The sequence below is a fragment of the Candidatus Pelagibacter sp. Uisw_101 genome (assembly GCF_047727615.1).
Lineage (GTDB): Bacteria > Pseudomonadota > Alphaproteobacteria > Pelagibacterales > Pelagibacteraceae > Pelagibacter.
Map to the genome: position 1 here is coordinate 552,674 of NZ_CP159821.1, position 13,014 is coordinate 565,687.

General features: G+C 30.7%; 18 protein-coding genes. 9 read left to right on the plus strand and 9 right to left on the minus strand.

Going from position 1 to position 13,014, the window contains the following annotated elements; genetic code table 11:
• Positions 1–3: 3 nt before the first annotated feature.
• Genes ABXT48_RS02775 through ABXT48_RS02790 form a run of 4 tightly spaced genes read right to left on the minus strand, consistent with a single transcriptional unit; the run spans position 4 to position 3,733 of the window.
• Positions 4–804 (minus strand): M23 family metallopeptidase, encoded by an 801-nt coding sequence (locus ABXT48_RS02775; protein ID WP_415303272.1) that lies wholly within the window; start codon positions 802–804, stop codon positions 4–6.
• Positions 789–1,547 carry an SDR family NAD(P)-dependent oxidoreductase gene (locus tag ABXT48_RS02780; RefSeq protein WP_415303274.1) on the minus strand — a complete coding sequence of 253 codons (759 nt, stop codon included), beginning with the start codon at positions 1,545–1,547 and terminating at the stop codon, positions 789–791. Before ABXT48_RS02780 ends, ABXT48_RS02775 begins: the two co-directional genes overlap by 16 nt.
• Positions 1,548–2,138: a TerC family protein gene (locus ABXT48_RS02785; protein ID WP_415303276.1), complete on the minus strand. Its 591-nt coding sequence runs from the start codon at positions 2,136–2,138 to the stop codon at positions 1,548–1,550. It abuts the gene before it with no gap.
• On the minus strand, positions 2,138–3,733 hold the full coding sequence (locus ABXT48_RS02790) for a GMC family oxidoreductase (RefSeq protein WP_415303277.1): 1,596 nt from the start codon (positions 3,731–3,733) through the stop codon (positions 2,138–2,140). The genes ABXT48_RS02785 and ABXT48_RS02790 overlap by 1 nt, the downstream gene beginning before the upstream one ends.
• Positions 3,734–3,883: 150 nt before the next feature.
• Here ABXT48_RS02790 and ABXT48_RS02795 point away from each other — a divergent pair, with 150 nt between their 5' ends.
• The 6 genes from ABXT48_RS02795 to ABXT48_RS02820 all read left to right on the plus strand — a co-directional run bounded on the left by ABXT48_RS02795 (position 3,884) and on the right by ABXT48_RS02820 (position 10,108).
• Positions 3,884–4,978, plus strand: coding sequence for a TRAP transporter substrate-binding protein (locus tag ABXT48_RS02795; RefSeq protein WP_415286961.1), 1,095 nt, complete (start codon positions 3,884–3,886; stop codon positions 4,976–4,978).
• A gap of 71 nt (positions 4,979–5,049) precedes the next feature.
• Positions 5,050–5,697, plus strand: a complete 648-nt coding sequence (locus ABXT48_RS02800; protein WP_415286962.1) for a TRAP transporter small permease subunit — start codon at positions 5,050–5,052, stop codon at positions 5,695–5,697.
• Positions 5,697–7,031 (plus strand): TRAP transporter large permease, encoded by a 1,335-nt coding sequence (locus ABXT48_RS02805; protein WP_415286963.1) that lies wholly within the window; start codon positions 5,697–5,699, stop codon positions 7,029–7,031. Before ABXT48_RS02800 ends, ABXT48_RS02805 begins: the two co-directional genes overlap by 1 nt.
• A 25-nt stretch (positions 7,032–7,056) precedes the next feature.
• Entirely contained in the window at positions 7,057–8,514 is a 1,458-nt protein-coding gene (locus ABXT48_RS02810) for a cytosine permease (RefSeq protein ID WP_415286964.1), read from the plus strand.
• A gap of 4 nt (positions 8,515–8,518) precedes the next feature.
• Complete coding sequence (locus ABXT48_RS02815; protein WP_415286965.1) at positions 8,519–9,265, plus strand: SDR family NAD(P)-dependent oxidoreductase; 747 nt, start codon at positions 8,519–8,521, stop codon at positions 9,263–9,265.
• A 201-nt stretch (positions 9,266–9,466) separates the two neighbouring features.
• Positions 9,467–10,108, plus strand: coding sequence for a DUF3047 domain-containing protein (locus tag ABXT48_RS02820; protein WP_415286966.1), 642 nt, complete (start codon positions 9,467–9,469; stop codon positions 10,106–10,108).
• A gap of 2 nt (positions 10,109–10,110) precedes the next feature.
• Here ABXT48_RS02820 and ABXT48_RS02825 read toward each other — a convergent pair whose 3' ends face one another.
• Positions 10,111–10,248 carry a hypothetical protein gene (locus tag ABXT48_RS02825; RefSeq protein ID WP_415286967.1) on the minus strand — a complete coding sequence of 46 codons (138 nt, stop codon included), beginning with the start codon at positions 10,246–10,248 and terminating at the stop codon, positions 10,111–10,113.
• A 56-nt stretch (positions 10,249–10,304) separates the two neighbouring features.
• On the opposite strand from ABXT48_RS02825, the gene ABXT48_RS02830 reads away from it, so the two are divergent.
• Positions 10,305–10,730 (plus strand): YbgC/FadM family acyl-CoA thioesterase, encoded by a 426-nt coding sequence (locus ABXT48_RS02830; protein WP_415303279.1) that lies wholly within the window; start codon positions 10,305–10,307, stop codon positions 10,728–10,730.
• On the opposite strand, the gene ABXT48_RS02835 is transcribed toward ABXT48_RS02830, so the two are convergent.
• Entirely contained in the window at positions 10,723–11,397 is a 675-nt protein-coding gene (locus ABXT48_RS02835; protein WP_415303281.1) for a uracil-DNA glycosylase, read from the minus strand. The two genes, ABXT48_RS02830 and ABXT48_RS02835, sit on opposite strands and share 8 nt — an antisense overlap.
• A gap of 2 nt (positions 11,398–11,399) precedes the next feature.
• Between ABXT48_RS02835 and ABXT48_RS02840 the strand changes: the two genes are divergently transcribed.
• Together ABXT48_RS02840 and ABXT48_RS02845 are read left to right on the plus strand one after the other, a co-directional pair.
• On the plus strand, positions 11,400–11,951 hold the full coding sequence (locus tag ABXT48_RS02840; protein ID WP_415286970.1) for a histidine phosphatase family protein: 552 nt from the start codon (positions 11,400–11,402) through the stop codon (positions 11,949–11,951).
• 18 nt (positions 11,952–11,969) lie between these two features.
• A complete protein-coding gene (locus ABXT48_RS02845) occupies positions 11,970–12,116 on the plus strand; it encodes a hypothetical protein (protein WP_415286971.1) in 147 nt (48 codons plus the stop codon).
• Here ABXT48_RS02845 and ABXT48_RS02850 read toward each other — a convergent pair.
• Genes ABXT48_RS02850 through ABXT48_RS02860 form a run of 3 tightly spaced genes read right to left on the minus strand, consistent with a single transcriptional unit; the run spans position 12,113 to position 12,952 of the window.
• Positions 12,113–12,547, minus strand: coding sequence for a hypothetical protein (locus ABXT48_RS02850; protein WP_415286972.1), 435 nt, complete (start codon positions 12,545–12,547; stop codon positions 12,113–12,115). The two genes, ABXT48_RS02845 and ABXT48_RS02850, sit on opposite strands and share 4 nt — an antisense overlap.
• The gene (locus ABXT48_RS02855) at positions 12,534–12,707 is read right to left on the minus strand and encodes a hypothetical protein (protein WP_415286973.1); all 174 of its coding nucleotides are present in this window, start codon (positions 12,705–12,707) and stop codon (positions 12,534–12,536) included. The genes ABXT48_RS02850 and ABXT48_RS02855 overlap by 14 nt, the downstream gene beginning before the upstream one ends.
• On the minus strand, positions 12,704–12,952 hold the full coding sequence (locus ABXT48_RS02860) for a DUF1289 domain-containing protein (RefSeq protein ID WP_415303283.1): 249 nt from the start codon (positions 12,950–12,952) through the stop codon (positions 12,704–12,706). Before ABXT48_RS02860 ends, ABXT48_RS02855 begins: the two co-directional genes overlap by 4 nt.
• Positions 12,953–13,014: the final 62 nt, after the last annotated feature.

A 13,014-nucleotide genomic window follows, 5' to 3' on the forward strand; every position in this document is an offset into this window, starting at 1 on the left:
GATCTACTTGATTTCTAAAATTGTTGCAGGATCTAGTCTGGTACCAAACCAATTAAGCCTTACATCTAGATGAGGTCCTGTCGATCTACCTGAAGATCCAACAGTTGCAATAATATCTCCTTTTTTAACATGATCACCTACATTTACAAAAATTTCATCCATATGCATGTACAGAGTTGAAATTCCATGACCATGGTCAAATATTAAAGTTGCACCTGTATAAAATAAGTCTTTTTCAGCTAGAGTAACAATACCATTATTCATTGCTTTAACAGGAGTACCCTTTTTTTGAGCAAAATCCAAACCATAGTGGGGCCATTTGGGTATGCCATTTAAAATTCTTTGGCTGCCGTAAACACCAGTAATTATTGCATCATCAACAGGAATAATAAATTTTTCTTTAAAAAACTGTAAGTCACTTTCAATTTCTCTTGCATCGGCTATTAATTTATTTTCTTTTTTAATTCTTACGTAAAATTCTTCAGGCGGTGTAACCTTTTTTTTAGGTAAGCCATCAATTTTTTGAATATTGTATTTTCTCTTTTTTATTTTTTTTACAATTTTGTTATTGTTTTCAGTGATTGTAATGTCAAATTTTCTATCTTTTTCAATTCCAAATGCAAAATAACCATCCTTTGAGACTTTAATTTTTTTTTTATCTATTAAGATGGATGACTCTGGTTCAGTTTTGCCAATAATAAAATGTCCTTGAGTAAATTTTCCCTGAAATTCTAATGCAAAAGATTGAGTTGAAAAAAATAACGCTACTAATAAAAGTAATCTATATACTACTTTGCAGTCCATCCACCGTCTACTAAGATTGATGTGGCCGTAACCATTGATGATGCTGATGAAGCTAAAAAACAAACACTTGTTGCAACATCACTTTCTGTTGCTAATTTTCCCATGGGTATGTTCCCTAGAGCTAGCTTTTTAAATTCTTTGTTTTTAAAAAATTTTTTAACCATTGGTGTTGCAACAAAAGTAGGGGCTACTGTATTTACTCTAATATTGTTTTTTGCAAGCTCAACACCCATACCTTTGGTTAAACCTTCAATTCCAAATTTTGTCATATTATAAACATTTCTACCAGCCATTCCAACATGACCAAGTTGAGATGACATGTTAATAATTGATCCACCTCTTTTTTTATTCTTTAGCATTTTTTTAACAACTAATTGAGCCACATTAAAAGCAGCTTTAAGGTTTAAATCTACTAGGTAGTTCATGTTTTCTTGTTTGATTTTTTCAAAAGGTTCAGGAATATTTGTCCCAGCATTATTAACTAAAATATCTATGATTTTAACCTTATCTAGATTTTCTTTTAATTCTTTGTAATTCATTACATCGCAATTAACTTTGATAACTTTACCTTTTATCTTTTTTATTTCTTTTTCAAGCTTATCAAGATCTGATTGAGTTCTGCTTAATGCAATAATTGTAGCTCCAGCTTCTGCAAGCGCGATAGAGCAAGCTCTTCCTAATCCCTTGCCAGCACCTGTAACTAATGCGTATTTGTTTTTAAGATTTATTTTTTGTAAGTACATTTAAATAAATATTTTTAGATCAGTATAGATCAATTCAATTGCAACAACCAGTATAGCAATTAAACCAATCCAAGCTATCCATTTATATTCATTAATCCATTTTGATATAACGGTTGCAGCTGTTGCCATAAGGATTATTGATAAAGCCAAACCAAATATTAGTAATACATAGTGATCGCCAGCAGCGCCAGCCACACCTAAAACATTGTCTAAACTCATTGTAAAATCAGCAAGTAAAACCGTCCATATAGCTTTCATAAAACTTGAATTATCTACTTTAATATCTTCATCACCTGACTGACCTTTGATGACATCAGTGTAGAGTTTGTAGACTATATAAAGAAGAAGCAATCCACCTATTAGCCTTAAACCTGTTATTTGTAATAAGTAGGCAGTTAACATAGTTAAGATAATTCTTAAAATTACCGCACCACCTATTCCCCAAAAAATTACCTTTTTTCTTTGTTCAGCTGGAAATTTAGAAGCAACCATTCCAATAATAATGGCATTATCTCCTGCTAAGACTAAATCTATAAATATGATTTGACCTAAGATTACAAGTTGTTCAGGTCCAAATAATTCTGCAAACATCAGCTGCTTAGTATCATATCAGCACCTTTTTCTGCAATCATTATTGTAGGTGCATTAGTATTACCAGAGGTGATATTGGGCATTATAGAAGCATCAATCACTCTTAAATTTTTAATTCCATGAACTTTTAATTGGTCATCAACAACAGCCATATCATCTTGACCCATTTTACAAGTTCCTACTGGATGAAATATTGTTTGTGCGTAATTACTTGCAGCTTTCACTAGCTCTTCGTCATCTTGAATATTGACACCAGGTCTAAATTCTTCAGGTTCATATTGTTTAAATTCATTGCTTTCTAAAACAATTTTTCTAATTAATCTTAAACCTTTAGCAGCTACTATCCGATCCTCATCACTTGAAAGATAATTCATCTTAATCTTTGGATTTTCTCTACTGTCTTTACTTGTAATATTAATTTCACCCTTACTCGTCGGTCTGATGTTTGCAACAGTAGGGGTGAATGCAGCAAAATCATGTAAATTTGAACCACCTAATTTATCTGTACTAATTGGTTGAACGTGAAATTGTAAATTAGGAGTTTCTTTAGATGAGTCACTTTTTGCAAACCCACAAAGTTGACTAGCACCCATAGTCATTGGACCACTTCTTAAAAAAACATATTCCATTCCAATCATTAATTTACCAATTAGGCTGTTAATCTTTTTATTCAAAGTTTTAATATTTTTAACTTTATAAACAGGTCTAAACATTAAATGGTCTTGCAAGTTCTTACCTACACCAATAGAGTCTTTTATAACATCGATTCCAAGTTTAGATAATTTTTCACCATTACCAATACCAGAAGTTTGAAGAATTTGTGCAGAACCAATTGAACCAGCACTTAAAATTATTTCCTTGTTTGCTTTAGTTGTAAAAGATTGATTATTTTTCCAGTAAGAAACACTGACAGCTTTTTTATTTTCAAAGTTTACCTTTTCAACATGACACTTTGTTTCAATCTTTAAGTTTTTTCTATTCTTAATTGGATTTAAATACCCTACAGCTGTGCTACATCTTAAGCCATTCTGTTCTGTTACTTGAAAGTAACCACATCCAAAATTATTACCCTTGTTAAAATCATTCACTTTAGGAATACCAATTTCTTGAGCTGCATTCATGAAAGCATCTAGTATAGGTAATTTTATTCTTTGGTCTGAAACAGATAATGGTCCACCAACACCATGAAATTGACTTTGGCCTCGCTCTTGATTTTCAGCTTTTAAAAAATAAGGCAAAACATCATTCCAGCTCCAACCCTTATTTCCCAATTGCCTCCAAATGTCATAATCTTGCTCTTGCCCTCTTATATAAAGTAGTCCGTTTATAGAGGAGCTTCCACCAAGAGTTTTTCCTCTAGGGTAGGGTATAGATCTGTTTTCCATCGTTTCATCAGGCTCTGTTTTATAACACCAATCCGTTTTTGGATTATGCATTGTTTTATAATACCCAACTGGAATATGGATCCATGGGTAGGAATCGTTCCCCCCAGCTTCAATTAAAAGCACTTTGTTATTTGGATTTTCTGTAAGTCTATTAGCTAAAACACAGCCAGCTGACCCAGCACCAATAATTATATAATCAAAATTATCCATTCGAACAATGAGTTTATAATCTGTAAAATTAAAAATACTAGTGTTCACGGTAATATTAGGCTGTTAATAATGATATTAACTCTTGTTTTAGATTTGTTTATTTGAGAGAGTTCTTTTTTTATAAAAAACACAACGAGAGGGAAAATAAATATGAAAAAAATCATATCATTGTTTGTTGGATCGCTTCTACTTACTGTAATGACAGTAACAGGTGCATCTGCGCAAACTCTTAAGTGTCAAACCGTAATTAGTGCAAAAGCTGATGAAGTGGTGATGTTGAAAGACTTCACTGATACAGTTACTGAACTTACGGGTGGATCACTTAAGTTCGAAATTATGCCAGCTGGATCAGTAGTAGGTGTAAAAGAGACTTTAGATGCAGTTGATAAAGGATTAATTGATTGTGGTTTTGCTTGGACTCACTATTGGTCAGGCGATCACCCAGCAGCTATGTTATTTGGTTCGCCAGTAGCAGGTGCAGGTGTTGGTATCGATAACATCGCTTTTTTATCTTGGTTCCAATATGGAGGTGGTAAAGAACTTTACGACCAACTATGGACTGAGATGGGAAGAGACATCAAAGGATTTATGTTACAACCAGTAGGGCCTGAAGCTTTAGGTTGGTTCAAAGAGCCAATTAATAGCATGGCTGACTTTAGAAAGTACAAGTTTAGAACTCCTCCGGGAATTCCTGGCCAAACTTATAAAGATATTGGTGTAGCTTCTGTTGCAATGGGTGGTGGAGATATTTTACCAGCTCTTGAAGCAGGAACAATTGATGCTGCTGAATGGTGTTGTCCTAAGCCGGATATGACATTTGGTTTCCAGAAAGTTCTAAAACATTACTACCTACAAGGTCTTCACCAAGTAGTAGTAAATGCTGACTTCTATATTACAGGCTCTAAGTACAAAAAGATGTCTGCTTTAGAGAAGAAAGCTTTAGAAGTTGCTGCAAATGCATCTTTATCAAAATCAATGAGTTACAGAATATACGAAAATGGAAAAGCTTTACATGAGCTAACTACGAAGCATGGTGTTATTTTACATGATACACCAGCTGACTACTTCCCAGCGTATATGGCTGCAGCAAAAGCAGCTTTAGAAAAAAACTCAGCTAAGAATCCGTTCTTTGCTAAAGTTTGGCAGTCTCAAAAAGACTTTGCCGATATCGCTGTACCTTTTTGGTCTGGATCTCAAATGTCTAATGCTAAGCTAGGAATGGCTCACGCAGCAACATTAAAGTAGTATTTAGATAAAAGATAATTACAATTGAAGCGGGCTTAACGGCTCGCTTCTTTTTTTTAGAGAATTTATTTATGCCAAGAAACCACGACTCCAAAAAACCAAAAGAAGAAATCAATCCTATGAAGCTTGATATTTCAGATGAAATGATTGCTGAAAGAAGAGGTGGTTCAGGTCCAATGCCTAAAGACATGCCTAAATGGATGGCATTAACTATTACAAAAATTGATTATGCCAACAAGTGTGTCGGCAACGTGGTTTGTTGGATTATCATACCCCTGATATTTGCAATGGTGTATGAGGTTTTGGCTAGAAAACTTTTTAATGCCCCAACAATGTGGGTGTACGATATGAGTAGATTTTTTTATGGCGCATTATTTATGCTAGGCGCTGGTTATGCTTTATCAAAAGGAGTTCATATAAGAGCAGATTTTTTATATAGAAATTTTAAGACTAAAACCCAAGGTAGAGTAGACTTTTGGTTATACTTATTATTTTATTTTCCGGGTTTAATTGTCTTTTTATATATGACTACTGGCTTTGTTCAGGAATCAATTATGAGAGGTGAAAGAGGCATGGACACTGCTTGGATGCCGTACATGTGGCCCATAAAATCTTCTTTATGGTTAGGAATAGTATTTTTGCTTATTCAGGGAGTTTCAGAATTATTTAAGAGTTATTGGGCGGCTACTAAAGGTGTGTGGCCAGGAGGAGAAGAATAATGTTAGCTGAATTCATGGATCCAGCTATTTTAGGATTTATTCTTATTGGTGTAATGCTGTTTTCTATATTTGTAGGTTTTCCAATTTCATTTACTTTAATATTTTTAGGTTTTTCTTTTGGATATTTAGGATTTGGCAAATTAGTATTTTATTTAATGACCTTGCAATTTTCAATGGTCATGACAGAACAAACTCTTGCTGCAGTTCCACTCTTTGTCTTTATGGGAATAATGATGGAGCAAGCTGGATTAATGGAAAGATTATTTTCAGCATTTCAATTAATGTTAGCCAAAGTAAGAGGCTCTTTATATTACGCAGTACTATTTGTTTCGGTTATTTTTGCAGCAGCAACAGGAATTGTTGGGGCATCAGTAACAATTTTAGGAATAATGGCTGCTAAATCTATGAACAAATCTGGTTACAACGTTCGATTAGCAGCTGGAACTATTACAGCTGGAGGAACTCTGGGTATCTTAATTCCACCAAGCATTATGCTTGTAGTAATGGGACCAATAATGGAAATACCAGTTACAGATTTATTTGCTGCAGCGATTATTCCAGGAATATTACTAGCAACACTTTATGCTGCCTATACAACTATTAGATGTTGGATTGATCCAAGTTTAGGACCAGTACTGCCAGTCGAGTTAAGAGCCACTAGTATGTTAGCTGTTTGGAAAGAATTTTTTATTGGTTTAGTTCCACCAGCAGCCTTAGTTTTTGCTTCACTTGGAAGTATTTTATTTGGTTTTGCTACTCCAACAGAGGCAGCTGGTTGTGGTGCAATGGGTTCTTTATTGCTAGCTATAGCTTATAGAAAATTAACATTTGGACGTTTACAAGAAGCTTTAGTTAAAACTTTAGAAATTTCTGCATTAATAATGGTTTTAGTTGCAGCATCAAATTTCTTTGGTGCGGTATTTTCAAGACTAGGAACACCGATGCTTTTAACTGATTTCTTGCTTGGCTTAGAGATGAATAGATATTTAATTCTTGGAATGATTATGGTTATGATTTTTCTTTTAGGATGGCCTTTAGAGTGGGTACCAATTGTTATGATTATAGTGCCAATTATACTGCCATTAGTTGAGGCACTTGGTTTTAATTTAACATGGTTTGCAATCCTTGTTGCAGTTAATCTTCAGACCGCCTGGCTTTCACCACCTGTTGCTCTATCAGCTTATTTTTTAAAAGGTGTGGTTCCAGAATGGGACCTTAAAGATATCTATCATGGAATGATGCAGTTTATGGTTATTCAAGTTATTGGTTTAATTTTAATTATAGTATTTCCACAAATTGCTTTATGGCTACCAAGCTATCTATATGGACAGTAGAACTTATTAGTTTATTATAGTTTTAGTGAATCAGATCAAATCAAAAAATACTCTAATTAATTGGGAATTAGTCGCGGTTAATCCAAACGATAAAAATTGGAATTGGAAAGACCTGTTTTATTTTTGGGCAAACAATATCCAAAGTTTGATCGCCTTTTCTTTAATTGCTTCACTTTATTTAGTTTATGAATTAAATGTTTTTGTAGTTTTAACTGGATGTTTAATTGCTTCAATATTTGTTTATTTCTTTGCAAATTTGATTGGTAAACCATCTCAAAAATATGGACTTCCTTTTCCAGTAATCCTAAGAACCTCGATTGGAATAAAAGGAGCTAAATATTTTGCTCTATTAAGAGGACTGGTTGGAATTTTCATGTTTGGAATTCAAACATATTTTTTATCAAAACTTTTTAGCTACTTAATTAGAATAACATTATACTCTATTGAAAATTCACTCTTAGATCAGGATATATTTTTAGTATTTGTTTTTGGCTTAAATTTAATTGATTGGATAGCATTTATTTTTGCAATTTTATTACAAGCTTTTTTATTTAGTAAAAGCCATCAGTTTAATAGACTTATAATTAAAGTTTCTGCGATTACCGTTTATTCAGGAATGCTCATATTTTTTTTAACAGTCTTTCTTTATGATGTTAAAGTTACATCTGCTGCATTTGCTGATATTTTTTCAATACAAAATATTTTAAATAGTAATAATATTGCACCATTGATTACTGTGGCAGCAACTTTATTTGCTTATTTTTCAGTAGTCATAGTTAACTACGGTGACTTTAGTAGATATGTAAAAAATGAGAGTGAGTTAAAAAAAGGAAACTTAAGCTTAATATTAAATTTGATAATCTTTTCTTTTTTTGCAGTTTTTATAGTGATTGGATCAGATATTTTCCTTAACAAAAATTTAGAACTCATGGAAAGGATTTTAACAAACCCTACAGATATTATTGGGAAAATTGATAATTTAGAGTTAACTGTGATTGTCTTATTTTTTATAGTTTTTGCATCCGCATCAACAAATTTAATAGCAAATTATATCCCAGCTCAAAACTCATTACTGAATTCTTTTCCTCAAACACTTAATTTAAAAAAATCTGCCATTGTTATTACTATTATTGGTTTTATTGTTGGTATACTTTGGTTACCATTATTAAGTCAGATTGGAATATTAGCATTTGTAGATACTCTTGGTTCTTTTTTTGGTCCATTGTTTGGTGTTATGATTGTTGATTATTATTTATTAAAAAAAACAAACTTAAATAATAATGAGATCTTCTCTTTAGATGAGAAGGGCATATATTTTTATTCTAATGGTTGGCATTTAAAAGCGATCTACTCATTAGTTTTAGGTTTTGTTTTTGCAGCCTCAACAATTTGGAATGAAAGTTTAATGAGCTTCCATTCTTATTCTTGGATCATTGGAGCATTTATTTCATCTTTAACTTATTATCTTTTAGCTAGTAAATAAACCTATGCATCAGTTTGATTTAAATAATAGAACAGCAATTATCACAGGAGGGGCGCAAGGTTTTGGTCTTGATATAGCGAAAAGATTTTTAAACTCAGGAGTTAAAACTATTATTTGGGATATTGATGAAAAGGAACTTAAAAAAGCAACTCAAGAGTTAAACAATCCAAATCTGTCTTATAACGTTGTCGATGTTTCTAATTATAAAAATGTTAAAGAAACTGTTGATGAAACAACAAAATCTACAAACATTGATATTTTAATTAATAATGCGGGTATTACAGGTTCGACATCCACTCTATGGGACTATGACGTTGAAGAGTGGAATAAAATAATACAGATAAACTTAATGGGTACCTTTAATTGCTGCAAGTGCGTTGTGCCTAATATGATTAAAAATAATTATGGTAGAATTATCAATGTTGCATCTGTAGCTGGTAAAGATGGAAATGCTAAAGCTAGCGCTTACAGCTCAGCTAAAGCAGGGGCAATTGGTTTAACTAAATCTTTAGGTAAAGAACTAGCTGATAAGAATATAGCTGTAAACGCAGTTACTCCAGCTGGTGCAAAAACAAGAATTCTTGATCAAATGTCAAAAGAGCATGTTGCTAGAATGCTTTCTAAGGTACCTAGAGGTAGATTTTTAGAGATTGAAGAATTTACTTCATTAATTTGTTGGTTAGCATCAGAGGAAAACTCATTTTCAACAGCAGCTGTTTTTGATATTAGTGGTGGTCGATCTACTTATTAACTAACACTCTAGTTTCTGCATTAAGAGACTTATTTTCTTTAGAAATAACTGGTGCCAATAGAATTATGGACCAATATATCAACAAAACAAATACAGAAATTAATTTCATTATATATATCTAGTATCCAATATTGATAATTTATTGCTTAAAGTGTGTTCAAATATTGTTTTAAAATTTAATTTAGATATACCCTCAATTAGATGAAATTTTTTTTAATATTATTTGGATGTTTATTTTTAATAATAAAACCTCTGTTAGCTGAAAATATTAATGTTTTTGATTTTACTAACGATGAGTTAAACACATTAAAAGTTAAAAAGGTTAAAGGAAAGACCAGCTGGACACTTGGATCTAATGAAAATGGTAATTTTATCAGAGCAGAAGCTGAAGGTGTTGGGTCAGGTCTAGGAAAAGAAATTAAAATTGACCTAAATAAAACTCCTTTTATTAATATTACATGGAAAGTTGAGAAAGATTTATCTGGCATTATAGAAACTAGTAAAAAAGGGCACGATTATGCTGCTAGAGTTTTTGTTATAAAGAAAACAGGTTCCACTCCACTATCTAACAGGGCAATTAATTATGTTTTTTCTAGTAATAACGATGTCGGAAAAAATTGGCCAAGCCCATATACAAAAAAATCTATTGATTATGTTCTCTCGACAACAAAAGATAACAAAAATACATGGGTTACCGTTAAAGCAAATGTGCAAAAAGATTTCAAGAAACTTCATAAAATTGATGTTACCGAAATTTCGGGTATTGCTATAATGACTGATACTGATAATTCTAAATTAAAGGCTATATCTTATTATCAGGATATTTATTTTTCAGCTAAATAAGATTATTTAAATACTTTTTTAAGACCAATACTTAAAAAAGATAAAATTACAGCCACAATTACATCTTCAATGGGTGCAGCATTAGGAACTAGAAAATTCCAGGCAATTACACCTAAAAGCCAAATAATATAAACTTTCATTGTTATATTATATCTTAGTTTGATGTTAAAATATTTATTTTTGATAATATAAATTTATGCACGAAAATTTTTTTCACAATATAAAGGTTTATTATGAAGACACAGATGCCGGTGGTGTTGTTTATTATGCAAATTATTTAAAGTTTCTTGAAAGAGCAAGAACTGAAGCATTGTTTACAATTGGTTTTAATAATAAAAAAATTAAAGAAGATTATGGAGCCTTAATTGTTGTTAAATCTTGTAACATTGAGTACAAAAAACCATCTTATCTTGAAGACAAGTTAAAAATTAGGTCCTTTGTTAAATCTGTTGCAAAGACTTCTTTTTTTATGTCACAATTTATTTCTAGAGACGACGAATTAATTGTTGAGGCAAAAGTGCATTTAGTTTTTATAGATAAAGATGGAAAACCTACAAAAGTTCCAGAAGTTATTTTTAAAGATCTTAAACCCTATTTTTGTGACAGTATAAAAATTAAATAATTTTCTTAGCCTTCTTAAGTAAGCTCACCATTTTTTGTGTATCAATTATTTTTCTATTAACATTCCTTGGGCTAGGATGATAACTGGGAATTAGGATTTTATTATCAGGCAATATATATTTTGCACCATGTATGAAGGGTAATTTTTTGTTAAAATTATAACTTTTTTTATAAAATTTTATACAATTATCAAATGAAACCTTACCAAGTGCTATGATGACTCTTAAATTTTTTAACAACAACAGTTCATTTTTAAAAAAGGTTGAACAGTTAGATAATTCATCATTTAAAGGTTTATCTTCGGGTGGTACACATTTTAGAATATTTGTAATATAAGTTTTATTTAATTTTAGCCCATCATCTATATGGATAGAGGTGGATATATTTGTTATGTTAGCTTTAAATAAGCAATTAAATAGGAAATCTCCCGATTTATCTCCAGTAAAAGCTCTGCCTGTCCTAGTTCCTCCGTGTGCTGCTGGCGCCAAACCTACAATTAATAGTTTAGCATCAATATCACCAAATCCTGTGACTGGTTTAGCCCAATAAGTTTCGTTGATATTTTGTTTTCTTTTCTCTATAGAAATTTTTTTACTAAATTTAATTAATCTAGGGCAACTTTTACATTTAACTATTGAATTATTTAACTTTTTGAATTTTATACTCATATATGAAACTTATAAAATTTTTTTTATTAATACTTTTATCTTTCAATATTTCAGTAAAAGCAAATTCAAATGATAAAATACAAAATTTATTAAAAGAAGGTGAAAAATTAATATTTATAAGACATGCAGTTGCACCTGGTGGAGGTGATCCGGTAGATTTTGATATATTAAGATGTGAAACTCAACGAAATTTAAGCAAAGAAGGTATTGCACAATCTAAAAATATTGGAAAGTTTTTTTTAGAAAACAATATTAAAATTGACAAGGTGTTATCAAGTGAGTGGTGTAGATGTAAGCAAACAGCACAATATGCTTTTAACAAATATGAAACAAAAAGTTTTTTAAATTCATTTTTTAGTGAAAAATTTTCAAGCAATAAGAACAAACAAATAAAAGATTTAAAAGAATACATTAATGAATGGAGCGGTGATAATAATTTAGTGTTAGTTACACATTATGTAACAATTCAAGAAGTGCTAAATATTACATCTTCTTCTGGAGAACTAATCATAGCAGATAAAAATTTTAATATTCTTGCTCGACAAAATTTTTAAAAAATATAAACTAATTAAATGTCATCAAAAAAAGCAATGAAGTTAGCCCAAAAGCAAGCTTATGCAAAGCACCGAAGTAATATCACAAATACTAAATTTGGAGCAAAAAAATTAAATTTTGTTATCAAAACCCACAAGACTAGTGTTATAAATAAAAAGTCTTAACTTTCTTTTTCAAAAAGCTCTACATTATTGCAAGTTGATACTTTCGAAATAGCTTCTTCACCGTTAATTACAGTTTTAATGTTAATTATGGGGTTATTTTTTTCAAAAACTAGTTGAGTGTAAAATTGTGGGTAACCAATTCTATCTGTAAAGATTAGATTTTTATCCTCATAAACAAATCTTTCTAAGGTGTTGTCTTTCTTTATACTTAAGTCAGTTCTTTTATGTTTTTTATATGTTTTGTTGTCATAAACATAGTTTCTAATCATTAAAGATTTTTCTAAATCTAAGATGTATTCATTTTTAATAAAGCTATCATTTAAATTTTTGCATCCAGTCAAAAGCATTATTTCTGAAAAAACTACTGTTTGAAAATTAAGTAAAAATGTTAAAATTATCAAAAAATTAATACTAAAACTATTTTTTCTCATTTTTATCTGCATAAAATAGTGAGATTAAGAAAATAATTGTCCATACAAATATTGAAATAGTTTTTATAAATGATGTTTCTGCACCCCAAACTTTTAAAAAAAGAGCACCAATTAAGATACCAAGTATATAAAGTATAGTTGCTATTGTTGTTTTGTTCATTTAACTAAATTTTTTTTATAAAGAGAAATTCCATTTTCAATTTTATGATTATAAGACTTTTTAAAACTTTTTAATTGCCAGCCACTCAGTCTTGCCTGGATATCAGTTAGATTAGATTTTTTCCATACATCTGATGTATCTTCTAATTTCCACATCTTTTTCTCCTCATTATTTCTACCACAACCATAACAGTATCCAGTTTGAGGATCTGTTTTACATATACTTATACATGGAGAAACAATCATTTTTTTAAATTTTTAGTTAATATAATTGAATATTATTATATTTCATAATTATTCTCATTGGA

Bases quoted from the DNA above. Each gene is read 5' to 3' on its own strand.
- ABXT48_RS02775 (WP_415303272.1), bottom strand. From the start codon at position 804: ATGGACTGCAAAGTAGTATATAGATTACTTTTATTAGTAGCGTTATTT.
- ABXT48_RS02780 (WP_415303274.1), bottom strand. From the start codon at position 1,547: ATGTACTTACAAAAAATAAATCTTAAAAACAAATACGCATTAGTTACA.
- ABXT48_RS02785 (WP_415303276.1), bottom strand. From the start codon at position 2,138: ATGTTTGCAGAATTATTTGGACCTGAACAACTTGTAATCTTAGGTCAA.
- ABXT48_RS02790 (WP_415303277.1), bottom strand. From the start codon at position 3,733: ATGGATAATTTTGATTATATAATTATTGGTGCTGGGTCAGCTGGCTGT.
- ABXT48_RS02795 (WP_415286961.1), top strand. From the start codon at position 3,884: ATGAAAAAAATCATATCATTGTTTGTTGGATCGCTTCTACTTACTGTA.
- ABXT48_RS02800 (WP_415286962.1), top strand. From the start codon at position 5,050: ATGCCAAGAAACCACGACTCCAAAAAACCAAAAGAAGAAATCAATCCT.
- ABXT48_RS02805 (WP_415286963.1), top strand. From the start codon at position 5,697: ATGTTAGCTGAATTCATGGATCCAGCTATTTTAGGATTTATTCTTATT.
- ABXT48_RS02815 (WP_415286965.1), top strand. From the start codon at position 8,519: ATGCATCAGTTTGATTTAAATAATAGAACAGCAATTATCACAGGAGGG.
- ABXT48_RS02820 (WP_415286966.1), top strand. From the start codon at position 9,467: ATGAAATTTTTTTTAATATTATTTGGATGTTTATTTTTAATAATAAAA.
- ABXT48_RS02825 (WP_415286967.1), bottom strand. From the start codon at position 10,248: ATGAAAGTTTATATTATTTGGCTTTTAGGTGTAATTGCCTGGAATTTT.
- ABXT48_RS02830 (WP_415303279.1), top strand. From the start codon at position 10,305: ATGCACGAAAATTTTTTTCACAATATAAAGGTTTATTATGAAGACACA.
- ABXT48_RS02835 (WP_415303281.1), bottom strand. From the start codon at position 11,397: ATGAGTATAAAATTCAAAAAGTTAAATAATTCAATAGTTAAATGTAAA.
- ABXT48_RS02840 (WP_415286970.1), top strand. From the start codon at position 11,400: ATGAAACTTATAAAATTTTTTTTATTAATACTTTTATCTTTCAATATT.
- ABXT48_RS02845 (WP_415286971.1), top strand. From the start codon at position 11,970: ATGTCATCAAAAAAAGCAATGAAGTTAGCCCAAAAGCAAGCTTATGCA.
- ABXT48_RS02850 (WP_415286972.1), bottom strand. From the start codon at position 12,547: ATGAGAAAAAATAGTTTTAGTATTAATTTTTTGATAATTTTAACATTT.
- ABXT48_RS02855 (WP_415286973.1), bottom strand. From the start codon at position 12,707: ATGAACAAAACAACAATAGCAACTATACTTTATATACTTGGTATCTTA.
- ABXT48_RS02860 (WP_415303283.1), bottom strand. From the start codon at position 12,952: ATGATTGTTTCTCCATGTATAAGTATATGTAAAACAGATCCTCAAACT.